This is a genomic window from Microbacterium esteraromaticum, assembly GCF_017303215.1.
Classification (GTDB): Bacteria; Actinomycetota; Actinomycetes; order Actinomycetales; family Microbacteriaceae; genus Microbacterium; species Microbacterium esteraromaticum_C.
In genome coordinates, this window is the sequence record NZ_JAEMWU010000001.1 from 952,855 (window position 1) to 975,566 (window position 22,712).

Annotated in this window: 21 protein-coding genes; 14 read left to right on the forward strand and 7 right to left on the reverse strand. The window is 68.1% G+C overall.

Annotated features, from left to right (window positions below; all coding sequences use genetic code 11):
- Positions 1–31: 31 nt before the first annotated feature.
- The 3 genes from JF543_RS04360 to JF543_RS04370 form a co-directional block, all read right to left on the reverse strand.
- Entirely contained in the window at positions 32–1,378 is a 1,347-nt protein-coding gene (locus JF543_RS04360; protein ID WP_206822823.1) for an HNH endonuclease signature motif containing protein, read from the reverse strand.
- A 113-nt stretch (positions 1,379–1,491) separates the two neighbouring features.
- Positions 1,492–1,926 (reverse strand): MarR family winged helix-turn-helix transcriptional regulator, encoded by a 435-nt coding sequence (locus tag JF543_RS04365; protein ID WP_206550530.1) that lies wholly within the window; start codon positions 1,924–1,926, stop codon positions 1,492–1,494.
- 184 nt (positions 1,927–2,110) lie between these two features.
- Positions 2,111–3,367 (reverse strand): PucR family transcriptional regulator, encoded by a 1,257-nt coding sequence (locus tag JF543_RS04370; protein ID WP_206822824.1) that lies wholly within the window; start codon positions 3,365–3,367, stop codon positions 2,111–2,113.
- A 174-nt stretch (positions 3,368–3,541) separates the two neighbouring features.
- On the opposite strand from JF543_RS04370, the gene JF543_RS04375 reads away from it, so the two are divergent.
- From JF543_RS04375 to JF543_RS04395, 5 genes are all read left to right on the forward strand, one after another.
- Positions 3,542–5,074, forward strand: coding sequence for a flavin-containing monooxygenase (locus JF543_RS04375; protein WP_206822825.1), 1,533 nt, complete (start codon positions 3,542–3,544; stop codon positions 5,072–5,074).
- Positions 5,067–6,011, forward strand: a complete 945-nt coding sequence (locus JF543_RS04380; RefSeq protein ID WP_206822826.1) for an alpha/beta fold hydrolase — start codon at positions 5,067–5,069, stop codon at positions 6,009–6,011. The genes JF543_RS04375 and JF543_RS04380 overlap by 8 nt, the downstream gene beginning before the upstream one ends.
- A complete protein-coding gene (locus JF543_RS04385; protein WP_206822827.1) occupies positions 6,008–6,703 on the forward strand; it encodes a hypothetical protein in 696 nt (231 codons plus the stop codon). Before JF543_RS04380 ends, JF543_RS04385 begins: the two co-directional genes overlap by 4 nt.
- A gap of 32 nt (positions 6,704–6,735) precedes the next feature.
- Positions 6,736–7,848, forward strand: coding sequence for an alcohol dehydrogenase catalytic domain-containing protein (locus tag JF543_RS04390; protein WP_206822828.1), 1,113 nt, complete (start codon positions 6,736–6,738; stop codon positions 7,846–7,848).
- Between the two features lie 92 nt (positions 7,849–7,940).
- Positions 7,941–8,084: a hypothetical protein gene (locus JF543_RS04395; protein ID WP_206821027.1), complete on the forward strand. Its 144-nt coding sequence runs from the start codon at positions 7,941–7,943 to the stop codon at positions 8,082–8,084.
- 32 nt (positions 8,085–8,116) lie between these two features.
- On the opposite strand, the gene JF543_RS04400 is transcribed toward JF543_RS04395, so the two are convergent.
- Positions 8,117–8,902, reverse strand: coding sequence for an NUDIX domain-containing protein (locus JF543_RS04400; RefSeq protein WP_206822829.1), 786 nt, complete (start codon positions 8,900–8,902; stop codon positions 8,117–8,119).
- A 115-nt stretch (positions 8,903–9,017) separates the two neighbouring features.
- Here JF543_RS04400 and JF543_RS04405 point away from each other — a divergent pair, with 115 nt between their 5' ends.
- Both JF543_RS04405 and nhaA read left to right on the forward strand, forming a co-directional pair.
- On the forward strand, positions 9,018–10,517 hold the full coding sequence (locus tag JF543_RS04405; RefSeq protein WP_179409119.1) for an arylsulfatase: 1,500 nt from the start codon (positions 9,018–9,020) through the stop codon (positions 10,515–10,517).
- Positions 10,518–10,653: 136 nt separating this feature from the next.
- On the forward strand, positions 10,654–11,952 hold the full coding sequence (nhaA, locus tag JF543_RS04410) for a Na+/H+ antiporter NhaA (RefSeq protein ID WP_206824219.1): 1,299 nt from the start codon (positions 10,654–10,656) through the stop codon (positions 11,950–11,952).
- A gap of 84 nt (positions 11,953–12,036) precedes the next feature.
- On the opposite strand, the gene JF543_RS04415 is transcribed toward nhaA, so the two are convergent.
- Positions 12,037–12,378: an ArsR/SmtB family transcription factor gene (locus JF543_RS04415; protein WP_179409118.1), complete on the reverse strand. Its 342-nt coding sequence runs from the start codon at positions 12,376–12,378 to the stop codon at positions 12,037–12,039.
- A gap of 82 nt (positions 12,379–12,460) precedes the next feature.
- On the opposite strand from JF543_RS04415, the gene JF543_RS04420 reads away from it, so the two are divergent.
- The 4 genes from JF543_RS04420 to JF543_RS04435 all read left to right on the forward strand — a co-directional run bounded on the left by JF543_RS04420 (position 12,461) and on the right by JF543_RS04435 (position 16,393).
- Positions 12,461–13,795 (forward strand): NAD(P)-binding domain-containing protein, encoded by a 1,335-nt coding sequence (locus JF543_RS04420; RefSeq protein ID WP_206822830.1) that lies wholly within the window; start codon positions 12,461–12,463, stop codon positions 13,793–13,795.
- A 62-nt stretch (positions 13,796–13,857) separates the two neighbouring features.
- Entirely contained in the window at positions 13,858–14,997 is a 1,140-nt protein-coding gene (gene arsB / locus JF543_RS04425) for an ACR3 family arsenite efflux transporter (RefSeq protein WP_242519395.1), read from the forward strand.
- Positions 14,994–15,998 (forward strand): metalloregulator ArsR/SmtB family transcription factor, encoded by a 1,005-nt coding sequence (locus JF543_RS04430; RefSeq protein WP_206822831.1) that lies wholly within the window; start codon positions 14,994–14,996, stop codon positions 15,996–15,998. The genes arsB and JF543_RS04430 overlap by 4 nt, the downstream gene beginning before the upstream one ends.
- Positions 15,998–16,393 carry an arsenate reductase ArsC gene (locus JF543_RS04435; RefSeq protein ID WP_206822832.1) on the forward strand — a complete coding sequence of 132 codons (396 nt, stop codon included), beginning with the start codon at positions 15,998–16,000 and terminating at the stop codon, positions 16,391–16,393. The genes JF543_RS04430 and JF543_RS04435 overlap by 1 nt, the downstream gene beginning before the upstream one ends.
- A 271-nt stretch (positions 16,394–16,664) precedes the next feature.
- Here the strand turns inward: JF543_RS04435 and JF543_RS04440 are convergent, their stop codons facing one another.
- On the reverse strand, positions 16,665–17,561 hold the full coding sequence (locus JF543_RS04440) for a sigma factor (protein ID WP_206822833.1): 897 nt from the start codon (positions 17,559–17,561) through the stop codon (positions 16,665–16,667).
- Between the two features lie 20 nt (positions 17,562–17,581).
- Positions 17,582–18,025, reverse strand: coding sequence for a carboxymuconolactone decarboxylase family protein (locus tag JF543_RS04445; RefSeq protein ID WP_242522211.1), 444 nt, complete (start codon positions 18,023–18,025; stop codon positions 17,582–17,584).
- Between the two features lie 325 nt (positions 18,026–18,350).
- On the opposite strand from JF543_RS04445, the gene thrC reads away from it, so the two are divergent.
- From thrC to JF543_RS04460, 3 genes are read left to right on the forward strand one after another with little or no spacing between them, the layout of a single operon-like run.
- The gene (gene thrC / locus JF543_RS04450) at positions 18,351–19,769 is read left to right on the forward strand and encodes a threonine synthase (RefSeq protein WP_206822835.1); all 1,419 of its coding nucleotides are present in this window, start codon (positions 18,351–18,353) and stop codon (positions 19,767–19,769) included.
- A gap of 38 nt (positions 19,770–19,807) precedes the next feature.
- Positions 19,808–21,139 carry a M20/M25/M40 family metallo-hydrolase gene (locus JF543_RS04455; RefSeq protein ID WP_206822836.1) on the forward strand — a complete coding sequence of 444 codons (1,332 nt, stop codon included), beginning with the start codon at positions 19,808–19,810 and terminating at the stop codon, positions 21,137–21,139.
- A 37-nt stretch (positions 21,140–21,176) separates the two neighbouring features.
- Entirely contained in the window at positions 21,177–22,631 is a 1,455-nt protein-coding gene (locus JF543_RS04460) for an MFS transporter (protein WP_206821020.1), read from the forward strand.
- Positions 22,632–22,712: the final 81 nt, after the last annotated feature.

Below are 22,712 nucleotides of genomic sequence, written 5' to 3' on the forward strand. Positions count from 1 at the left end.
CGTGGCGCTGCCGCGCGTTCCCTGGCGCGAGCTACGCCGCGAGGCTGTAGCGCGCCAGACCGCCCCGCCGGGGTGTTCGCGACGGGTCCACGCTGGGCGGTGGGATGAGCCACACTGCGGCCGATGCGCCGGTACCGTCGATGCGGATGTCCCACCCGTTGTCGTGGATGCGGTGATGACAGGTCTCGCAGAGCAGGACGCCGTTGTCGAGATCGGTCGGTCCGGCATCTCGTTGCCACCATCTGATGTGGTGGGCGCGTGTCATTTCGGGCGGCAGGCCGCACATCGCGCATCCGCCGTCGCGTTCTGCCAGTGCCAGACGCTGTGCGGAGGTGAAGAAGCGACGTTTGCGTCCCCAGTCGAGCGGTTCGCTGTCGGATCCGAGCACGCACGGGATGACACCGCCGGATGCTGCCATGCGGCGCACGGCGCCGATGCTGACGGCGGTGTCTGAGCCGTCGATGGTGCCGTAGCCGGTGCCGTCGGTCAGGTCGCTGAGGTCGACGCGCACGATCACCGTTGCGCCGGCCAGGGCCGGGGCGTCGTTGTCGCACCCGATGACGTGCGCGCAGAGCGTGGTGAGTGCGTCGGCCTGCAGCTGCGGGACGGTGCGGTGATCGGCGTCGGGGGCGTCGGGGTCGATGGCGTCTTTGCGGGCGGCGAACTGCGCGGAGACGTATCCGTTGATTGCGGCGCGCAGGGGAGCCGCCGCCTCGATATCGAAGACACCGTTGAGATGGAATGCGCCATCGCGTTCGAACATGGTCACCGAACGCTGCGAGCGGATCTCGTCCTCGCGCGGGGCCACACCCTCGGGATCGAGCCAGGCCTCGGCGCGGGCGAGCAGCTTGCGCACGTCGTCTACCGAAAGGCCGGAGGCCTTCTCGACCAACTGTTCCTCAGCGGCGGCGAGGTGCTCGGGCGTGACCTTGAAGCGGACCTTGTCGAGCAGCGCGATGATCAAACCCGATGTGCTGGCGCCCAGGGCGCCTGCCCACAGTGCGGACTGCACTGCAGGGTACTTGGCGGGGAGCCGGTCGCCCACCAGGTCTGTGCGCGGCGCGGTCGCTTCTCCGACGCGCACCTGTCGAGAGGCCTCGGCCGTCGAGATGCCCGTCGTGGTGGCGATCATCTGCGTCGCGTTGCGGAATCCCTGCTGCTTCGCCAGCGAGTCGGGCCCCAGGCTCGTCCGAGATTCGGACGCGATGCCCGCCGCGATCTCGGTCTGCAGCGCATCGGTGAGACGGCGCACAGCGCCGAGCGCGTCGTTCGCATCGATCAGCTGCGCGCGGGTGAGGTCGGTCGCGTCGTGCGCACCTGACCAGGCCGCGTGCAGGCGTTCGATCGCCTCACTCAGCGGGGTCAGGTGGTTGGTCATGAGACCAGGCTACGGAGACTCAGATGTATAGTCAAACATTTGTTCGATTTTTCTTGGAAGTATGCCGAAATCCCGGCATTCGATGTTCGAATCGCGCGTGCGCGGATTCGTTGTTATCTTCGACTATCGCGGAGTTTCGACGTGAGCTCCAGCAGGCTGCGCAGTTCGTCGTCGTCGAGCGCTGCCATCATCTCGGCGATCGAACGCCCGTGCGTGGTGGCGACCTGCCGGAACGCGCGTGCGCCGGCATCCGTCGCGGTGAGTACTGAGCCGCGGCCGTCGTCGGGGTCGGCGCTCTTCGTGACCAGGCCGCGGTCGACCATCCGGTCGACGAGGCGTGACACGCTGGGCTGGCTGATCAGCATGTTCGTGGTGACGTCGCGCAGGCGCACGGTCATCTGCGGCGCGCGTACGACGGTGAGCAGCACGTCGTACTCGGCCTGGGTGATCGGTGCGTCGTTGAAGTCGGAACTCATGGCGGTGAAGAGCTCGTGTTGCGCGCGGAACAGGCTCTCCCACGCGCGGAGCGCCAGTTCGCGGTCTGTCATGTCGACAAGCGTAGTGCGGCGCGAAGCGCGGCCGGCGGATGCATGAGGGCCGGCCGGAGAGGCGTCCGGCCGGCCCTTGTCCCTTGCACCAAGAGTGTCCTGCAATCACATGCGGTGGATGCCACAGCAAACATTCACCGTGCGATCACTCTATAACGGCGAGGTAACGAGTGCAACGGTTTGGTCACGGAAATCTGAGGTGTGTCTGTGCCGCATCAACGAGTTCCGGGGCGAGATCCAGCACCAGCAGCGCGGCGGCGACGTGGGTCGGATTGTCTTCGACCTTGATGATCGACAGTTCGTTGGCCCGTGATACCCGACGCTCCACGGTGTTCCTGTGCAGGTACAGCTGCGCTGCGGCGCGTGTGGTGTTGAAGCCGCACTGCACGTAGGTGAGCATCGCTTCTCGCAGGGTCGCGTCCGCCGTCGCCAGCGGGCCGAGGGCCTTGGTCACGAACCGCTGGGCACCGGCGCGATCCTTCGTGAGGCTGTCGATGAGCTCGACGTCGCTGTACACGGTGAATCGGCGATTCGACTCGAGTCGTGTGAGCATCACGTGGGTGGCGAGAGCGTCCTGATGGCTGGAACGGAACGCCTCGAGGCCTTCGCCCGGTTTGCCGAGCGCAGCGCGGACGACCCCCGCCCCCGATACCGCCTTCTCGATCTGGTGCCGGCCGGGTGCGTCGGGGCCGGACAGCCAGACCCAGCGCGAGGCCACGCTGGCACGTGCCACGAGCATGGCACCCGCGCGCGCGACGGTGCGTAGCGCGGCCACCGCCCTGTCGAGGGCACCGTCGTGATCCGGGGCATCCGTCCACAGGATGACGGCGACGTGCCGGCGCCCTAGTCGGTAGCCCAGTCGCTCCTCAGCGACGCCCTGCGTCATCGGCGCGCCGCCGACGAGCAACTGCAGCATGGCGAGCGTCTGGGCGTCTGCATTGCCCATCGACGCCGCAAGGTTGACCTCGCGCAGCACCGCCACCGAGTCGAGCGCGTACTGCATCAGCGAGTGCGCCGACACGTCCAGCACCTCGACGAGCAGAGCGGGATCGGAACAGCGCGCCACGCAGACCTCCAGCCACCGTCGCCATGCGATCGACATCGCTGCCCGCCACCCCGCGACGTAGTCGGGGGTGATGCCCCGTGAGACGAGATCCGCGATGTACGCCTCCGACCTCGGCCCGACATAGGGGTCCACACGACGCCCCGGATGCTGGATGTTCGACGTGAGCCAGTGCACGGTGTCGGCGCGAAGGAGTTCACGATCCTCGGCCAGGAGCGACGCATCCGCGAGCAGCGCCGCATTGCCGTGCGCTTGGGCCATCGCGGTCGATTCGGCGAAGGCATCCGCGAAGCTGTCCGCGTCGGCCAGGAGATGCTCGCAGATCGAACGAAGCATCGCAGCTGCCGCGGGGCTGGGCAGGGTCCACAACTCTTCCATCCCAGCAGTCTGCCCTCGCACCCCGGCGTTTGTCGCCGGTCCTCGCATTCATTCGGCCAAGGCGTGTGCATGCTGCACCTGCGTCGTCAGAAGCAGGTGCGTCCTGACGTGGCGACCGGAACAGGTCGCCGATCAGGCTTTGGAAAGCAGTCGTCGAGGTACAAGGAGTCAAGGATGACCGACAGGAGTTCTGACGTGGTCGAGGAGTTCGACATCGTCGTCATCGGGGCGGGGATATCGGGAATCGGCGCGGCGACGTACTTCAGCCGAGAGCTCCCCGGAAAGTCGCTGGTCGTACTCGAGGGTCGGGAGAGCATCGGCGGAACGTGGGATCTGTTCCGCTACCCGGGCATCCGCTCGGACTCGGATCTGCACACCTTCGGCTATGAGTTCAAGCCGTGGCGTCATGAGAACGCGATCGCCGACGCCCCGTTGATCCTGGACTATCTCCACGAGACGGTCGACGAGAACGCGCTCTCACCTTTGATCCGAACGGGGCACCGCGTGCGGAGCGCGGAGTGGTCCTCGGCGGACGCGAGGTGGACACTCACCGTCGCGACGACGGATGCCACCACCGGGGCGACCGTGACGAAGACGATCCGGGCGGGGTGGGTGTTCGCCGCGACCGGCTACTACCGCTACGACGAGGGGTACGCCCCGACCTTCGCCGGGAGCGACGACTTCGAGGGCACCATCGTGCATCCGCAGCACTGGCCGGAAGACCTCGACTACAGCGGCAAGAAGGTCATCGTGATCGGCAGCGGCGCCACCGCCGTGACGGTGGTGCCGGCAATGACGAAGGGGCCAGGCGCCGCCGCGCACGTCACGATGCTGCAGCGCACCCCCACCTACGTCATGCCGCTGCCGCGTGTCGACCGCCTCGCGCTCGCCCTCACGAAGGTGCTCGGCGAGAAGCGCGGGTATGCGGCGACGAGGTTCAAGAACATCTGGCAAGAGCACTTCATGATCGAGGCTCTCCGTCGGTTCCCCCGCGCCGGACGCGCACTGATACGCCGCAAGAACATCAAGAGCCTCGGCAACGACTTCGATGTCGACACGCACTTCAACCCGCCCTACGACCCCTGGGACCAGCGGTTGTGCGCAGCGCCCGACGGCGACTTCTTCCAGACGCTCAAAGCGGGTGACGCCTCGATCGTCACGGGTGGCATCGCCCGGTTCAGCGAGCGCGGGGTGGTGTTGAACTCGGGCGAAGAGCTCGAGGCCGACATCATCGTGACCGCGACCGGCCTCAACCTTCAGCTCTTCGACGGCATGCCGATCGTCGTCGACGGGCGTCAGATCGACGTCGTCGACACGGTCGCGTATCGCGGAACGCTGCTCAGTGGCATCCCGAATTTCTCGATGGCGATCGGCTACACCACCTCCTCCTGGACTCTCAAGGTGGGCTTGCTCTGCCGCTACGTCATCGATCTCGTGAAGCACATGGACGCGCGCGGGTTCGACACGGTCGTGCCCGTGGCGACCCCGGGCATGGAGACCAAGCCGCTCATGGATCTCCAGTCGGGGTACGCCAAGCGCGGCGAGAGGATGCTGCCACGGCAGGGCAGGGCGAAGCCGTGGCGCACGATGATGTCGTACCCGCAGGATGCCAAGGCGCTGCGCGGTCCGGTCGTTGACGAACACCTCAGGTTCGGGACCAGGACCGGGCCCAGCCCGATCATCGAAGAACGAGTCGCTCATGTGTGAGCTCTCTGCGGCGAGCGTCGACCGGTTCGCCACGGCGCCCTCCGGAACGCGGATCTGCTTCCGCGATGCGGGTGACAAAGACGATCCGGCGATCATGCTCATCGCCGGACTCGGCGAAGACCTCACGTCGTGGACCGAATCGGTCGTGACCGCACTGGTCGAGCAGGGCTTGCGAGTGATCTCCATCGACAACCGTGACGTCGGGCAGTCCACCTTCGCGACAACGCCGCCACCCGGAGTGTGGCGTCAAGTGCTCGCGCGTCCGCGAGCCGACGGCTACACGCTGGCGGACATGGCTCAGGACGCGGTGGGCGTACTGGATCATCTCGGCATCGAGCGCGTGCACCTCGTCGGCAGGTCGATGGGCGGCATGATCGCGCAGACGATCGCGGCGACGCTGCCAGATCGTGTGGCGTCGCTGACGTCGATCTACTCGACGACGGGGGCGCCCAGGGTCGGTCAGCCCGCGCGATCGAGCCTTCGGATGCTGATGGGGCCCGATCCGCGAAACAGGACGGATGCGGTGCGCGCTCACCTGCGGCTCACGAGACATATCGCCGGGAAGGACTTTCCGATCGACGACGCGGTTGAGGCCGCCATCGCCGCCCGCATCTGGGATCGGGCCGCGGGCGACCTGGGGGCCGGAGGGGCACGGCAGATCCAAGCCATCCAGCTATCGGGTGACCGCACTGCGCAGCTGCGCGGCATCACCGCACCCACGCTCGTCATTAACGGAGACCGCGATCTGCTGGTCGCCGAGACCGGCGGCGCGGCCGCCGTCAGGGTGATCCGCGGGGCGCGGCACATCGTGATCCCCGGGATGGGGCACCACATGCCCGAGTCCCTGGTCGAGACGATCACCGGGTACATCGGGCAACACGTTGACCGTGTCCGCCAGGCGGTTCCCTCGGCACATCGGAAAGGAACAGGCCAATGATCGAAACGCTGTTCATCATCGCAGCCCTGTGGTTGGCCTTCGTCGGCCTCGTCTTCGGGGTGAAGTTCATCCGCGGATATCGCAACTACCTTCTGGGCATCGAGTGGATCATCGTCGGAACCTCGGCGATGAACTTTCTGCTCTGGTCGGTGCTCGGCGGCGACCCGAAGAACCCCATGTACAACCTCGCGTACTTTCTCGACGCGTTCTCCCGGTCGTTCGGATTCACACTCGTCCTGATCCTCGGGCTGATGATGGTGACGCAGCGCTACAAGCCGGCGCTCTGGCACGAGATCGGCGCCTTCGCCCTCTCGATCGCGGGCGGTGCCTACCTGGTGACGCTCCATCAGGACGGCATGTACGAGGGCGGTCCGGCGACGTTCTTGGTCGTCACGAACCTGATCGCATCGGTCTTCGTGTTCTTCTTCGCGACGCGGGTCTGGCGTGCGGGCGCGAAGGGGTGGGCCGTGGCGACCACGGCCATCACGCTGGTGGCGATGGTGATCGCGGCCAGTTACGACTTCTTCCCGTGGCCGTTCGACGACGCCTACCGCACGTACTTCTACACCGCTGCGCTGGCGACGTGGGGTACGCAGGGGTTCGTCTACTACTTCGGCTATAAGGCGGTGCACGCGCACAATGCGCGAGCCGATTCCGCTTCGGCCCTGCAGAACGCGAAGGTCGCGTCATGAATCCCGAACCGCATTCGAAGGAGAAGAAGCCCATGAAGGCCGTCGTGTTCCGTGACCCGGACAACCGTGTATCCCTCACCGACGTCGAGCTCGCAACGCCGAAGGCCGGTGAGGTGCGGGTCAAGATCGCGGCCGCCGGGGTCTGCCATTCCGATCTGCACGTGCGCCGGGGAGAATGGCCGGCGCCCGCGCCGATGGTGATGGGTCATGAGGGATCCGGCGTCGTCGTCGAGGTCGGTGACGGAGTCACGTCGCTCGCGGTCGGCGATCACGTTGTGCTGTGTTGGGTGCCGCCCTGCGGCGAGTGCCGCTACTGCCTGCAAGGGCGCGAAGCGCGCTGCCAGAAGGTTGCAACGGTCGTCGCTCCCCAGGGCGTGCTGTTCGACGGCACGTCGCGGCTCAGCATCCGCCACAGCGATGGTGACGATGAGCCCCTGCACCACTACCTCGGCGTCTCTTCGTTCGCCGAAGAGGTGGTCGTTCCGGCATCCGGGGCCATCAAAGTGCGCGACGACGCACCGCTCGACGTCATCGCCGTGGTCGGCTGCGCGGTCGCGACCGGTGTGGGCGCGGTCACCAACACGGCGGCGGTCGAGCCGGGATCGACCGTCGCGGTCATCGGATGCGGGGGAGTGGGCCTCAACGTGGTGCAGGGCGCCAAGCTCGCGGGCGCTGAGCGCATCGTCGCGATCGACGTCGTACCCGAGAAGACCGAGGCGGCGATGCAGTTCGGCGCGACGGACCGCATCGATGCCTCGCAGGGTGACGCGGTGCAGCAGCTCTTCGCGCTCATCCCCGACGGTGTGGACTACGCCTTCGACGCGATCGGTCGCACGGTCACGACCGAGCAGGCGATCCACATGCTCGGTCTGGGCGGCGCCGCGGTGATCGTCGGGCTGCCGCCCGCCGGCGCGCGCGCATCGTTCGAACCGCTCGTGCTCGCCGAGGCAGACCAGCGGATCATCGGGTCGAACTACGGCTCGGTGCGCCCGTCGGTCGACATTCCCGCGCTCGTCGACCGGTACATGGATGGCCAGCTCCAGCTCGACCCGCTGATCTCGGGCCGCCGCCCTCTCTCGGAAGCAGCCGAGGCGCTGGACGATCTCGCGGCCGGCGGTGTCTTGCGCACGCTCCTCATCCCCTGAGCCGGGGTCGCGGCAGCTCTCGCCTCATGAGTTGAACGGTCACCCGCCCGCGGACGCCGCTGGGTTTGCCGTCGTTGACAACGAGGCATACCGTGGCCCGCATGGAGTGGATGTGGGTGGCCGGTGGGGGCCTGCTGGTGTTCGGAGCGGCAGTCTGGTCGACAGGGGCGCTGATGGCACGGTCGCGGCGTCGTCGCATCGGGCGCGGCGCGGCCGAGGCCACCCGCGGCGACTGACAGCACACACGGTCAGTCCATGGGCTGACCGATCACCCGCCCGCGGCGGCGTTCGCGTCGACCGCGGCGTCGCGGAACGCCGCCCGGCGTCGCGCGACGGCGTGCGCGTCGTCCGCACTGTACTCGGCAGAACGGATCAGCGCGCCCAGCGGTAGATTCCCCGCGAGCAGCCGAGTGGCGACGCCGTGCAACACACCGAGCTCGACCGCGATCTCGTCGGCGGTCGCGCCGTGCGCCCGTCGCCGGGCGAACGCCGCCTCGGCGAGATCGACAGCATCGTTCAGCGCGCGAGCCCGGTCCGCCGCCGCCTGTACGGCGCTCCGAAGGTCACCCGCACCGCTACCGTGCTGCACGACGACGGCATCCGCTTTGTCGACCGCGACGAATCGGATGCCGTCCGTCGGCCGGCCGCGTGTGATCCAATCGACCAGCGCGGCGCGGCCGGTGGGCGGCATGGGCAGGTCGTCGAACGCCGCGTCGAGCGGGAACCAGCGCAGCTCGCCCTCGGTGCAGGTGATCGGTGCCTCGCGGTCGTCGCGTAGCCGCCCGGCGAAGTAGTAGTTGATGCGCACCTCGTCGCCCATCTCGCGCACCGCCACACACCGCAGACCGAAATCCATGAGGTCGTCTTCGGTGAGACCGACCTCTTCGCGAAGCTCTCGAAGAGCGCCCTGCGCAGGGTCGGCGGTCTCGTTGTCGTCGAGGTGCCCGCCGATCCCGACGTACGAGTCGGGGATGACGCGCGAGCCTCGACGCAACAGCAGCAGCACCTCATCGTCGCGGTGTATCCACACCGACGTCATCTGTCGAACCCTCATCGCCGCCTCCGCTCGCCTCTTGCGTCGATACCAGTCTGGTCAACGGACCGCCGCCCTGCTTTACTTGCGCTCGAAGGACCCTATGACACCGCACGCACCGACGCGAGGAGTGACCATGGCCGACAAACCCAACGTTCTCATCATCTGGGGTGATGACATCGGGATCTCGAACCTCAGCACCTATTCGGACGGCTTGATGGGCTATCGCACGCCCAACATCGACCGCATCGCCGACGAGGGTGTGAAGTTCACCGACTACTACGGCGAGCAGAGTTGCACGGCGGGCCGTGCCGCGTTCCTCACCGGCCAGAACCCGTACCGCACGGGGCTCACCAAGGTGGGGATGCCGGGGGCGAAGCTCGGCCTTCAGCCCGAGGACCCGACGCTCGCCGACGCCTTCAAACATCACGGCTACGCCACCGGACAGTTCGGCAAGAACCACCTCGGCGACCGCGACGAGCACCTGCCCACCGCGCACGGCTTCGACGAGTTCTTCGGCAACCTGTACCACCTCAACGCCGAAGAGGAGCCCGAGCACCCGGACTATCCGACCGACGAGGAGTTCCCGGGGTTCACCGAGCGGTTCCGCCCGCGCGGCGTGCTGCGCTCCTGGGCGAACGCCGACGGCACCCAGCGCATCGAAGACACCGGACCTCTGACCAAGAAACGCATGGAGACGGTCGATGAGGAGTTCCGCGACGCCGCCGCCGACTTCATCCGTCGGCAGGCCGACGATGACAACCCGTTCTTCGTGTGGTTCAACTCGACGCACATGCACTTCCGCACGCACACCAAACCCGAGAGCAAGGGACGCGCCGGGCGATGGCAGTCCAACTACCACGACACCATGCTCGATCACGATGACCTCGTGGGCAGCCTGCTCGACCTTCTCGATGAACTCGGGCTCGCCGAGAACACCATCGTGATGTACTCCACCGACAACGGCCCGCATATGAACAGCTGGCCGGACGCCGGCATGACACCGTTCCGCAATGAGAAGAACTCCAACTGGGAGGGTGCATACCGCGTGCCCGCCATGGTGCGCTGGCCCGGACACATCCCGGCCGGCACGACGTTGAACGGGATCGTGAGCCACAACGACTGGTTCGTCACCCTGCTCGCGGCCATCGGCGACGACGACATCGCCGACCGGCTCAAGGCCGGAACCGAACTGCACGGCACCGACTTCAAAGTGCACCTCGACGGGCTCAATCAGCTCGACTACATCACCGGCGCCGCCGACCACAGCCCGCGTCGGCACTTCTTCTACGTCTCGGATGACGGCGACCTCACGGCGCTGCGCTTCGAGAACTGGAAGCTGGTGTTCCTCGAGCAGCGCGCCGTCGGCACGTTGAGCATCTGGCAGGAACCGTACATCGAACTGCGCTTTCCGAAGCTGTTCAACCTGCGCACCGACCCTTACGAACGGGCCGACATCACCTCGAACACCTACTGGGACTGGGTGCTCGATCACGTCTTCCTGTTCGTGCCCGCGCAGGCCTATGTGGCGCACATGCTGCAGACGCTCGTCGAGTTCCCGCCCCGGCAGAAGTCGGCGTCGTTCACGATCAATCAGGTGATGGCCAAGCTCGACTCCACCGTCGGCAGCTCCTGACGATCACCTCGGCCGGCCTTCGTGGGATGGCCGGCCGAGGTCGGATGCTGCCGCTCGACCCCGTACGATAGAACGCGGAGTGTCGGGAAGTCTGGTCGACGAAGCCCGTTACCCCCACCCGAAGGACTCCTTCATCATGGCCAAGAAGCCCTCCCGGTTCGCGCGAGTGCGCAACATCTTCCCCACCACGTCGCGCGCAGAGTCCCTGCGCGTCGGAGAGATCCTGCGCAAGGAAGCCGTCGGCGGCATCCTGCTCGTGGCCCTCGCCGCGATCGCCCTGGTGCTCGCCAACTCACCGTGGTCTGATGCGTATTTCAGCCTGCGCGACTTCGAGATCGGGTACGAGCCATGGCATCTCAAGCTGAGCCTCGGTGCGTGGGCGGCCGACGGACTGCTGGCGATCTTCTTCTTCCTCGTCGGTCTCGAGCTCAAGCGCGAGTTCGTCTCGGGTGACCTGCGCCAGTTCAGCACCGCTGTGGTGCCGATCGTCGCCGCCATCGGCGGCGTCATCGTTCCCGCTGGCATCTACCTGGCGATCGCCGCCAGCTCGCCGGATGCCGCACGCGGCTGGGCCATTCCCACCGCCACCGACATCGCCTTCGCCGTCGCCGTGCTCGCCCTGATCGGCTCGCACCTGCCCAGCGCGCTGCGCGTGTTCCTACTGACCCTCGCGGTGGTTGACGACCTGATCGCCATCGGCATCATCGCGATCTTCTACACCGAGACGATCGACCTGCTGCCGCTGGTCGCCGCTCTCGTCGTGATCGTGATCTACGGCGTGATCGCCCAGCGCTACCGCGACTTCTTCCACCTGCGCCCGTCGGCGGCATGGCTCATCCTGCTGCCGATCGGCGTCATCGCCTGGGCGTTCATCCACGCCTCGGGCATCCACGCCACGATCGCGGGTGTGCTGCTGGGCTTCACGATTCCGGTGCTGCACAAGCGCGGCCTGCGCGGACCCGACGCCGGTCCCGGGCTGGCCGAGATCTTCGAGCACCGCTTCCGTCCGCTCTCGACCGGTTTCGCCGTGCCGATCTTCGCGTTCTTCTCGGCGGGCGTCGCACTCGGCGGCGCAGAGGGCATCGCCTCGGCGTTCGTCGACCCGATCGTCATCGGCATCATCGTCGCGCTCGTCGTCGGCAAGCCGATCGGCATCACCCTCGCCACGTGGGCGATCACTCGCATCCGCCGCATTGATCTCGATCCGTCGCTGCGCTGGATCGACATCACCGGCGTCGGCCTGCTCGCCGGTATCGGCTTCACCGTCTCGCTGCTGGTGGCCGAGCTCAGCTTCGCACCGGGCAGCCCGGCGTACGACCACGCGAAGGTCGCGATCCTCGCGGCATCCGTGCTCGCCGCGACCGTGGCATCCATCCTGCTCGGATCGCGCAACCGTCGCTACCGCAAGATGGCGCTTGCCGGCGAACAGAACTGACGCGCTGATCTGACGCGAGACGCGCCCCGGCCCATGCGGCCGGGGCGCGTCGCCATACATGCCGCCGTTACGCGCGGCCTGTCGTCATGCGGGGCGGAGCGCGTCTGCGGCCGATGCCAACGCCTCGCGGTTGACCGCGTAGTAGGCCCAGCGGCCGCGCTGCTCGCGTGTGACGAGACCGGCCTCGGTGAGGATCTTCATGTGGTGCGAGACCGTGCCCTGAGACAGCCCCACCGGCTCGGTGAGGTCGCACACGCACGCCTCGCCGTCGGTGCTCGCGGCGATCAGCGAGAGCAGCATGACGCGCGTCGAGTCGCCGAGCGCCTTGAACGTCTGCGCGGCCCGTGCAGCTTCCTCGCCGTCCAGCGGCGAGGTGACGCGGGGCACGCAGCAACGCGCATCGGCGGCGACGATCGGGAGGCTCATGCGGCCAGTCTCTCACGTATTGACATTCTTCGATAGGAGGAGCACGCTTTCATATCGAAGAACATCGATCTGAGGAGATGTCATGCCTGAGCTTCCCGTCGTCGTCATCGGAGCGGGCCCGCAGGGTCTCGCGGCTGCGGCCCATCTGGCTGGGCGGGGGATTGAGGCCATCGTGGTCGAACGCGGCGACGGGGCCGGTGCGGCGGTCGCCGAGTGGGGGCACGTGCGTCTGTTCTCGGCCTGGCCGGAGCTGATCGACGACGCCTCGCGGCGACTGCTCGAATCCCGCGGCTGGCAGGCTCCCCAGCGCGGATATCCGACCGGTGCGCAGTGGGTCGAGGACTACCTCGCCCCGCTCGCCGAAGCCCTCGGCGATCGTGTGCGGTACGGCACCGAAGTGACCGGCATCGCCCGCGTCGGGCGCGACAAGGTCGTCGACGGCGGTCGTGCGCAGCAGCCCTTCGTGGTGCATACGCGTGACAGGGAGGGTCGCGAGGAGCGGATGCTTGCGCACGCCGTCATCGATGCGAGCGGCACCTGGTCGACACCCGGGTCCGCCGGTGCGGACGGACTGCCCGCTATCGGCGAGATCGCGGCGGGGGAGCGGATCTCGTACCGCATTCCTGATGACGTGTCAGCGCTCGCCGGGACGCATGCGGTCGTCGTCGGTGCGGGGCATTCCGCCACCCATGCCGTGCTGCGCCTGAGTGAGCTCGCCCGCCGCGCACCCGGTACCCGGGTGACCTGGCTGATCCGTCGGAGTGGCGTCGAAGGCGTCTACGGCGGCGGTGCCGGCGATGGGCTCCCGCGGCGCGCTGCGCTCGGATCGCAGGCGCGCAAGATGATCGACTCTGGTGTCGTCGACGTGGTCACCGGATTCCGCGTCGCCGAGATCGCCGCCGGTGAGTCCCTGACGATCCGGGCAGAGGACGGTCGCGAGATCCCCGGCGTCGCCCAGATCTTCGCCCTGACCGGATTCCGGCCCGATATCGGCATGCTGCGCGAACTGCGCATCGCACTCGACCCGGCGCTCGACGCCGTGGCCGGCATCGCCGATGAGATCGATCCGAACCTGCACTCGTGCGGATCCGTCTCGGCGACCGGAGCGCGTCAACTCGCGCAGCCCGAGCAGGACTTCTTCATCGTCGGCGCCAAGTCGTACGGGCGGGCGCCCACGTTCCTCGCCCTGACGGGCTTCGAGCAGGTGCGCAGCGTTGTCGCGCACCTCGCCGGAGACCACGAGGCTGCGGCGCGCAACGACCTGGTGCTGCCCGCGACCGGTGCGTGCGGCGGTGCGGGCGATTACGACTCTGCCAACGGATCCGAGGTGGCCGGCTCTGACATCGGCGGATGCTGCGCCCCGGCGCCCGTGCTGCAGCTCGGTACCCGTCCTGCGGTCGATCCGGTGCCGAGATGACCATTCGGTGAACACCCTCGCCTGAGTTTGCGGCCTGATTCGACATGCATCAATATAGAAACATGTCGAATCAAGCCGTAGTCACCCCGTCGGGCCGGGCGGTGCCCCGCCTCTCGACGCTCGATCGCTGGCTGCCCCTGTGGATCGCGCTCGCCATGATCGGTGGGCTGCTGCTGGGCCGCCTCGTACCGGGCGTCTCCGACCTGCTCGCGCGCCTCGAGGTCGGCGGCATCTCGATCCCGATCGCCCTCGGCCTGCTGGTGATGATGTACCCCGTGCTGGCCAAGGTGCGCTACGACCGGGTCGCCGCGGTCACGGGTGACAAGCGTCTGCTGATCTCCTCGCTGGTGCTGAACTGGCTGATCGGCCCCGCACTGATGTTCGTGCTGGCATGGACCTTCCTGCCCGATCTGCCCGAGTACCGCACCGGCCTGATCATCGTGGGCCTGGCGCGCTGCATCGCCATGGTCATCATCTGGAACGACCTCGCCTGCGGCGACCGCGAAGCGGCGGCCGTGCTCGTGGCCATCAACTCGGCATTCCAGGTCGTGGCCTTCGCTCTGCTCGGCTGGTTCTACCTCACCGTGCTCCCGGGCTGGCTGGGCCTCGACACCCAGGGGCTCGACGTCTCGATCGGCCAGATCGCCCTCAACGTGCTGATCTTCTTGGGGGTTCCCCTCGTCGCCGGCTTCGCCTCGCGGTACATCGGCGAACGCCGCCGCGGGCGCGACTGGTACGAGCAGCGCTTCTTGCCGCGCGTCGGCCCGTGGGCCCTGTACGGCCTGCTGTTCACCATCGTGCTGCTGTTCGCCCTGCAGGGCGAGCGCATCACCTCGCAGCCGTGGGACGTCGCCCGCATCGCCGTTCCGCTGCTGGCCTACTTCGCGATCATGTGGTTCGTGGGGTTGCTCACCGGCAAGGCGATCGGCCTGGGCTACGCCCGCTCGACGACCCTGGCGTTCACCGCCGCGGGCAACAACTTCGAGCTCGCCATCGCCGTCGCCATCGGCACGTTCGGAGCCGCCTCGGGGCAGGCGCTCGCCGGAGTGGTGGGCCCGCTGATCGAGGTTCCCGTGCTCGTCGGCCTCGTCTACGTCTCACTGTGGGCGGCGCGCCACTGGTTCGGCACCGACCCCCGCGCCGACATCGCCACCCCCGCCGCCACGGACACGCGCACGCACACCGAGAGGACACCTTCGTGAAGATCTACCCCAAGGACCTTGATGCCTGCACCCCCGTCGCGACGCACGCCATCGGGCAGGACGCCGCCGCCGGTGTCGCCGCCACCCTGAAGGCGCTGGCCGACCCGCTGCGGCTGCGGATGCTCTCAGCCATCGCCGCCGACCCGCGCGGAGAGTCGTGCGTCTGCGACCTGGCCGAGCTCGCCGATGTCTCGCAGCCGACGATCTCGCACCACCTCAAGGTGCTCAAAGACGTCGACGTGCTCCGCTCGGAACGCCGCGGCACCTGGGTCTGGTACCGCATCACTCCCGGTCGGCGTGCCGCCGTCACCGCGCTGCTCGACTCGTTCGCACCCGCCGCGGTTGCTCCGGCATCCGACGCGCCTGCTGCCGACGACGCACCGCGCCCCGACTTCGATGCGCGCGTCACCCACCTCGCCGAGCAACTGGCCGCAGAGACGCCCGCGCTCGCCGCGGACGTCGTCTTCAGCACCGTGCGCGAGTCGTACACCGCCCTCGCCCGCACCGCCCGCGTGACCTCAGCGCTGATGCCGCTCACCGAGCGGTTCGCCCGCCAGCGCCTCGCCGACCTGATGCGCGACCGCGCGGTCGATCCGCCGCAGGTGCTGTTCGTGTGCGTCGCCAACGCCGGGCGCTCGCAGCTCGCCGCGGCACTGGTCAACCAGATCGCCGACGGAAAGGTGATCGCACGCTCCGCCGGCTCGCGCCCGGCCGACAGCATCCACCCCCAGGTGCGTTCGCTGCTCGCCGAGATCGAGCCAGACGCATCCGACACGCGCTTCCCGAAACCCCTCACCGACGACGCCGTGCGGGCCGCCGACGTCGTCATCACCATGGGCTGCGGCGACGTGTGCCCGGTGATCCCCGGCATCCGCTACGAAGACTGGGCGGTGGGCGATCCCGCCCTGGCATCCGATGAAGGCGTCGCGGCGATCCGCGACGACATCGCCGCCCGCGTCCGCACCCTCGTCGATACCCTCACCCACGCACAGGAGTCCTGATGACCACGCCCTCCGTCCTCTTCGTCTGCGTCCACAACGCCGGACGCTCGCAGATGGCCGCCGGCTTTGTGCGCCACCTCGCCGGCGACCGCATCGAGGTGCGTTCGGCCGGATCCATGCCCGCCGAGCAGATCAACCCGGTCGCCGTGCAGGCGATGGCCGAACTCGGCATCGACATCACCGCCGAACAGCCCAAGGTGCTCACCACCGAGGCCGTGCAGGCCTCGGACGTCGTCATCACCATGGGTTGCGGCGACGCCTGCCCGTTCTTCCCCGGCAAGCGCTACGAAGACTGGAAGCTTGACGACCCCGCCGGGCAGGGCCTCGACGCGGTGCGCCCCATCCGTGACGACATCCGTCACCGCATCGAGCAGCTCATCGCCGAACTGGTCTGAGGCGACGTCGCGATCAGCGCGGGCTCGATGCGCCCGGCGCTCTCGGCGCCTGGCTCGTGGTGAAGGGAGACCTGTTCGGTCACGGACTGCATCTGACCGGACAGCCCGACGTGATGTCGTCGACAGCGGGTGTCTTCGCGGTATGTCGAGCTTCTGGGAACGCGGAGCGCTCAGGCGGTCGCGCAGGTGCTGCGTGGGAAGACCTCGAGATCGTGCAGCACTGGTGCTCATTCCTCGACGACCCGAAACGGTACTTGAGACACCTGCTCGACTAGGCCGCCGCGAAGGCGTGATGCAGCTTGTGCGGGTTGCAGACCTGGCGGATGCCGCAGACGCGGCCATCGCCGTCGAACTCCAGCGTCAGCACATCGACCCGACCCGAGTGCGCCAGAGCCAACGCCGGCTCGCCGTTGACCTCGATCACATCGAGAGTGAACGGCGTCGCCGCATCGTAGGCCGCGGCCTTCTGCAGCACGCCCAGGTAGAAGCGGCGCACCTTCTCGGCACCGAAGATCGGGTTGAGTGCGGCACCGACGACCCCACCGCCGTCCGACCACAGGATCGCGTCGTCGGTGAGCAGATCGAACAGCGTCGACAGATCGCCGCCGCGCAGAGCATCCACCAGTGCCGACAGGGCGACGGGATCGGCGGGCTTCGGCGCGGGAGCATCCGCATCGAGACCGAGCCGCCGCTCACCGCGTGAGATCAGCTGACGCACCGCAGCGGGGGACTTCTGCAGAATGCCCCCGATCTCGACGGCGGTCATCGCGTACGCCCGATGAAGCACGACGGCAGCCCGCGCCTCGGGTGTCAGCTGCTCGGCCACGTGCAGCAACGCCAATGACAGCATCTCGCGGTCGGCGACGGCGTCTTCGGGCAAGCGGTCTGTGGTCACCGGCTCAGGCAGCCAATGGCCCACGTAGTCCTCGCGCACGGCCGACAGCATCCGCACCCGGTCGATCGAGCGGCGCACGCACGTCGTGGTCAGCCATGCCGGCCACGAGCGCACGGCGCCGGCATCCGCTCGCTCGGCCGTCAGCGCATCGACCGCGACCTCCGAGACGACGTCCTCGGCATGGCCGAGGTCTCCCAGCATCCGATAGGCGATCCCGATCAGGCGACCGCGCTCGGCGTCCCAGGCGCGGGTGGCAGCGGTGGCGGCGCTCATGCACGCCACGCTACCGCCGTTCACACGATCGGATGCTTCACATCGACCGGCGGCAGCATCTGCGTCGCGATGGCGATGCGGTTCCAGATGTTGATCGTGCAGATCGCCATCACGAGGCCGCCGAGCTCGCTTTCGCTGAAGTGCTCGGCCGCGGCATCCCAGATCTCGTCGGTGACCGTGTCGGGGCCGAGCTGCGTGACCGCATCGGTGAGGGCGAGGGCGGCCAGCTCGCGCGGCTCGAACAGATTGTGGGCGTGCTGCCAGGCCCCGACCGCGTGCAAGGTTCGCTGCGGGATGCCGTGCTTCGCCCCGACCGTCGCGTGCATGTCGACGCAGAAGCCGCAGCCGTTCAGGATCGACGCGCGCAGCTTGATCAGCTCGTACAGGCGCTTGTCGACCGCCTTGCTCGAGTACGCCTCCATTCCCAGTACGGCCGCGTAGCCGAGCTTGTTCGTGCGTGCCATGTCGATCCTGGTCATGATCGCCCTTTCTCAGGTCGTCGGGGCGGCCTGTGTGCCGCCCTCATCTGTGTGTCGGATCGCCGCCCCGAAGTGTGACACCCCCTGGCTGCCCGCCGCGCTCCCGCGCCCGCTCCCGCGCGCCCGCGCTCCGCGGCCCGTCGCCCGCTGAGAAACCACTTCTCGTGTGAGAAACCACGTGCGGCGTGGTTTCTCACACGGCAGATGGTTTCTCACGGGGTGGGTGGGGCGCGGGCGGCGTCATTCGGACTGCGCACGGGCGTCGTCCTGCGAGAATGTAAGCCCGAGCAGTCGACCCGAGGAGCGCCACGTGCTGTACATCTCCACCCGCGGCGGCATGCAGCCGCAGCCGTTCAGCGAGACGCTTCTCGAGGGGCTCGCGCCCGACGGCGGTCTCGCGGTTCCCGAGCGGATGCCGCAGGTGGATGCCGAGACGCTCGCCTCGTGGCGGGGTTTGACGTACCCCGAGCTGGCCACCGAGGTGCTCGGCCTGTTCGCCACCGACATTCCACGTGAGGACCTCGCCCGCATGACGGCCGCGGCGTACGCGGACTTCCCCGACGAGGTCGTGCCGCTGCGGTCGATCGGCGGCGGCATCACGCTGGTCGGACTGTCAGAGGGGCCGACGCTGGCCTTCAAAGACATGGCGATGCAGTTTCTCGGACAGGTGCTCGAGTACGTGCTCGAGAAGCAGGATCGCGTGCTGAACATCGTCGGCGCCACATCGGGCGACACCGGATCGGCGGCGGAGCACGCGCTGCGCGGCAAAGAGCGTGTGTCGGTGTTCATGCTGTCGCCGCAGGGGCGCATGAGCCCGTTCCAGCGCGCGCAGATGTACTCGCTCGACGACGCCAACGTGCACAACATCGCCGTGGCGGGCGTGTTCGACGACTGCCAGAACCTGGTCAAGCAGCTCGCCGGCGACATCGACTTCAAGAGGACTCAGAACCTCGGCGCGGTCAACTCGATCAACCTCGGCCGCATCGCCGCCCAGGTCGTGTACTACTTCTGGGCGTGGCTGCGAGTGACCGATGGCGTTGAGCCCGAGTTCCGCAACGGGTTCGAGGTATCGTTCACGGTGCCGTCGGGCAACTTCGGCAACATCCTCTCGGGCTTCTTCGCTAAGAGCATGGGGCTGCCGGTGCGCCGTCTGGTGCTGGCCGCGAACGAGAACAACGTGCTCGACGAGTTCTTCCGCACGGGCGTGTACCGCCCCCGCTCGGCCGCCGACACGCACGCCACGTCGAGCCCGTCGATGGACATCTCGAAGGCCTCCAACCTCGAGCGCTTCATCTTCGACCTCGTCGGGCGGGATGCCTCGAGTGTCGTCGAGGCGTGGAAGGCGCTCGACCGCGAGGGCTTCTTCGACTTTTCGGCAGAGCAGCCCCGCTTCGAGAGCGAGTTCGGCATCGTCAGCGGAACTTCCACGCACGCCGACCGGCTGGCGACCATCCGGGCCGTGTACGACGAGTGCGGCGAGGTCATCGACCCGCACACCGCCGACGGCGTCAAGGTGGCCCGCGAGCACGTTGAGCAGGACGTGCCGATGCTCGTGCTCGAGACGGCAAAGCCCGAGAAGTTCGCCGAGACGATCACCGAGGCCATCGGCGTCATCCTCGACCTCTCGCCCGAGCTGAAGCAGATGATGGCCGCCCCGCAGCATGTCACTGAGATGGCCGACGACGAGCAGGCGCTGCGCGCCTTCGTGGCCGAGCACGCGCTGCGCTGAGACCGCACTGCGTCACCGCGGGCGGCTAGGGTGAGCGGATGAGCACCGTCCGCCCCGGCATCGCCGAGCGCCTGTCGCAGATGATCCAGCTGCCGACCGTGTCGGCCGAGCTCGCGCAGCGCGGGCATGAGCCGTTCGCCGCGTTCGAGCGTCTCATCGCCGAGCAGTACCCGCTCGTGCATGGGCACCTCGCGCTCGAGAAGCACACCGAGTACGGGCTGCTGTTCCACTGGAAGGGTACGCAGCCCGATGCCGCGCCCGCGGTGCTGATGGCGCACTACGACGTGGTGCCCGTCGATGAGTCGGATGCCTGGACGTACCCGCCGTTCGAGGGCCGCATCGCCGACGGGCGCGTGTACGGGCGCGGAACCCTTGACGACAAGGGCCCGCTCATCGTCATTCTTGAAGCCGTCGAGAACCTGCTGGCCGACGGTTTTGTGCCCGCCCGCGATGTCTACCTGTCGTTCGGCGGCAACGAGGAGACGTTCGGGGTCGCAGCTCAGGCCATCAGCGCGGCATTCCATCAGCGCGGCATCACCCCGTGGATCGTCATCGACGAGGGCGGTGCCGTGGTCGACGCGCCGTTGCCCTTCGTACCCGGCCGGTCGGCGATGGTCGGCGTGGGAGAGAAGGGTGTTCTCAGCATCCGCCTCATTGCGCGCGGCGACGGCGGGCACGCCTCGGCGCCGCCGACGCTCACCGCCGTGCGGCGGATCGCCCGCGCGGTCGACCGGCTCGGTCCGGGAACCTTCCCCGCGCGCGCACCGCGTGCGATCTCTCGGATGCTGTCGCAGCTGGCCGCACAGACGCCGGGCCCGGCCCGCCACCTGCTGCGTCTGCTCGGTGCGGTGCCGCCACTGACCGCGCGCCTGTTCGCGGCGCTCGGTGGTGAGCCGGCGGCGCTGGTGCGCACCACCGTCGCGCCCACGATGCAGTCCGGCGGCACCGCCGCCAATGTTCTTCCGTCGCAGGCATCCGCCACGATCAACCTGCGGATCGCCCTCGGTGAGACGGTGGATGCCACGGTGCTGCGCGTACGCGACCGCATCGGCGATCCCCTCGTGGCGATCGAGGTACTCGAGGGCAGCGAGCCCTCGCCCGAGTCGGCCACCGACAATGCGCAGTTCGCGCTGATCTCCGAGGCGCTCAGCGTGTCGCATCCCGACGCCCCCGCCGTGCCGTACGTCATGATGGCGGCCACCGACTCGCGGCATTTTCACCGCTTCACGCCCGCCGTGTATCGGTTCGCGCCGCTGGAGATGTCGAACGCGCAGCGCGCGGCGATCCACGGCGTCGACGAGAACGTCGAGATCGCTGCCCTCGAACGCGGCGAGCGATTCCATCGCGAGCTGCTGCAACGGCTACAGTGATCCCACCCGACTGTTCTGTCTTCAGAAAGGGGGCGCGATGACGCGCTCCGTCACCCTCGGCGCGCTCGCCAGCGTCGTCGGATTCCTCGCCTTCGTCGAGTTCACCAGCGGTGTGCTGCAGGGCTACTACACGCCGATGCTCACCGACATCGCCCGGCATCTCGGCATCCATGACGCCGATGTCAACTGGCTCGAGGGCGCTCAGCTGATGCTGTCGGCGCTCGTCGTGCCGGCCTTCGCCAAGCTCGGCGACATGATCGGGCACAAGCGGATGCTGCTGGTGTCGACCGCGCTGACGGCGGCCGCCGCGCTCGTGCTGCCGTTCACCGACTCGTTCACGGTGTTCCTGATCGGCTGGGCCCTGATGGGCTTCTACGTGGTGTGGCTGCCGCTGGAGATCGCGCTGATCTGGTCGCGCTCGCGGTCGATGGCCTCGCGCTCGATCATCACCGCCCGGGCAGCGGGCCTGCTCGTGGCCGCGCTCGAAGCCGGCGCGATCATCGGTGCGTTGGCCGGCGGAGCGCTGATCGATGCACTGCCGCTGACCGTCGTGCTGCTGATCCCCGCGCTGCTGGTCGTGGTCTGCTTCTTCGTGATCCTGTTCGGCGTGAAGGAGTCACCGGAGATGACCGGCGGCCGCCTCGACACCACCGGCCTGGTGCTGATCTCGTTCGCCCTGATCGCCTTCACCGGCGGACTCAGCCTGCTGCGCCTGCCCGGCGGGCTGACGAGCTTCTGGTCGTGGGGCGTGGTGCTGCTCGGTCTGTTGCTGATCGTGCCGTTCGTGCTGTGGGAATTGCGGCACGACGACCCGCTGATCGACGTGCGCATGTTCCGCTCGCCCGCGCTCGGCCCGGTCTTCCTCACCGCCGGGCTCTTCGGCGTGAGTGTGCTCGGGGCACAGGCGCCGTTGTCGACCTTCGCCCGCACCGATCCGTCGGTGTACGGCTACGGCCTGGGCACGACGGGTTTCGCGACGTCACTGATCATCGGCATCTACCTGATCGCGATGATCACCGGTGCGCTGCTGTTCCCGTTGATCGCCCGGGTCACCACTCCGCGGATCACCCTGATCGGCGCCTCGCTACTGGTCGGGATCGGCTTTCTGCTCTTCCTGCCGTTCCACGACACGTACCTGCAGGTCGTCACGAACATGGTGTTCGCGGGGCTTGGATCGGGCGCACTGGTGGCGGCGTTGCCGGCCGCCGCGGCGTCTGCGGCACCGGCCACCCAGACCGGCGTCGCCACGGGCCTGACGAACTCGGTGAAGACCGTCGGCGGCGCGATCGCGTCGTGCATCTTCGGTATCGCACTGCTCGGCGGTGTCGCCGGGGCCGCCGGTGCGACCGAGGGCACCGCGGGATCTCTCGCGGGCTACATGACGGTGTGGATCGTGTGCGGCGCCACGGCACTGGCATCCGCGGTGCTTCTCGCCTTCGTGCCCAAGCAGGCGTTCACCGACCGCGCTGCCGAGGTCGCGTCGACGCACTGAGCGCGCGACGGACGTCGCGACCGCGGAGCTACCACAAAGTGATCGTTTGATCGAATTCTGGTTGACCGAACAGTCACTCTC

What these genes read in the sequence shown, in the direction of transcription:
- JF543_RS04360 (WP_206822823.1), bottom strand. Translation starts at nt 1,378, where the DNA reads ATGACCAACCACCTGACCCCGCTGAGTGAGGCGATCGAACGCCTGCAC.
- JF543_RS04365 (WP_206550530.1), bottom strand. Translation starts at nt 1,926, where the DNA reads ATGACAGACCGCGAACTGGCGCTCCGCGCGTGGGAGAGCCTGTTCCGC.
- JF543_RS04370 (WP_206822824.1), bottom strand. Translation starts at nt 3,367, where the DNA reads ATGGAAGAGTTGTGGACCCTGCCCAGCCCCGCGGCAGCTGCGATGCTT.
- JF543_RS04375 (WP_206822825.1), top strand. Translation starts at nt 3,542, where the DNA reads ATGACCGACAGGAGTTCTGACGTGGTCGAGGAGTTCGACATCGTCGTC.
- JF543_RS04380 (WP_206822826.1), top strand. Translation starts at nt 5,067, where the DNA reads ATGTGTGAGCTCTCTGCGGCGAGCGTCGACCGGTTCGCCACGGCGCCC.
- JF543_RS04385 (WP_206822827.1), top strand. Translation starts at nt 6,008, where the DNA reads ATGATCGAAACGCTGTTCATCATCGCAGCCCTGTGGTTGGCCTTCGTC.
- JF543_RS04390 (WP_206822828.1), top strand. Translation starts at nt 6,736, where the DNA reads ATGAAGGCCGTCGTGTTCCGTGACCCGGACAACCGTGTATCCCTCACC.
- JF543_RS04400 (WP_206822829.1), bottom strand. Translation starts at nt 8,902, where the DNA reads ATGAGGGTTCGACAGATGACGTCGGTGTGGATACACCGCGACGATGAG.
- JF543_RS04405 (WP_179409119.1), top strand. Translation starts at nt 9,018, where the DNA reads ATGGCCGACAAACCCAACGTTCTCATCATCTGGGGTGATGACATCGGG.
- nhaA (WP_206824219.1), top strand. Translation starts at nt 10,654, where the DNA reads ATGGCCAAGAAGCCCTCCCGGTTCGCGCGAGTGCGCAACATCTTCCCC.
- JF543_RS04415 (WP_179409118.1), bottom strand. Translation starts at nt 12,378, where the DNA reads ATGAGCCTCCCGATCGTCGCCGCCGATGCGCGTTGCTGCGTGCCCCGC.
- JF543_RS04420 (WP_206822830.1), top strand. Translation starts at nt 12,461, where the DNA reads ATGCCTGAGCTTCCCGTCGTCGTCATCGGAGCGGGCCCGCAGGGTCTC.
- arsB (WP_242519395.1), top strand. Translation starts at nt 13,858, where the DNA reads ATGTCGAATCAAGCCGTAGTCACCCCGTCGGGCCGGGCGGTGCCCCGC.
- JF543_RS04435 (WP_206822832.1), top strand. Translation starts at nt 15,998, where the DNA reads ATGACCACGCCCTCCGTCCTCTTCGTCTGCGTCCACAACGCCGGACGC.
- JF543_RS04440 (WP_206822833.1), bottom strand. Translation starts at nt 17,561, where the DNA reads ATGAGCGCCGCCACCGCTGCCACCCGCGCCTGGGACGCCGAGCGCGGT.
- JF543_RS04445 (WP_242522211.1), bottom strand. Translation starts at nt 18,025, where the DNA reads ATGGCACGCACGAACAAGCTCGGCTACGCGGCCGTACTGGGAATGGAG.
- JF543_RS04455 (WP_206822836.1), top strand. Translation starts at nt 19,808, where the DNA reads ATGAGCACCGTCCGCCCCGGCATCGCCGAGCGCCTGTCGCAGATGATC.
- JF543_RS04460 (WP_206821020.1), top strand. Translation starts at nt 21,177, where the DNA reads ATGACGCGCTCCGTCACCCTCGGCGCGCTCGCCAGCGTCGTCGGATTC.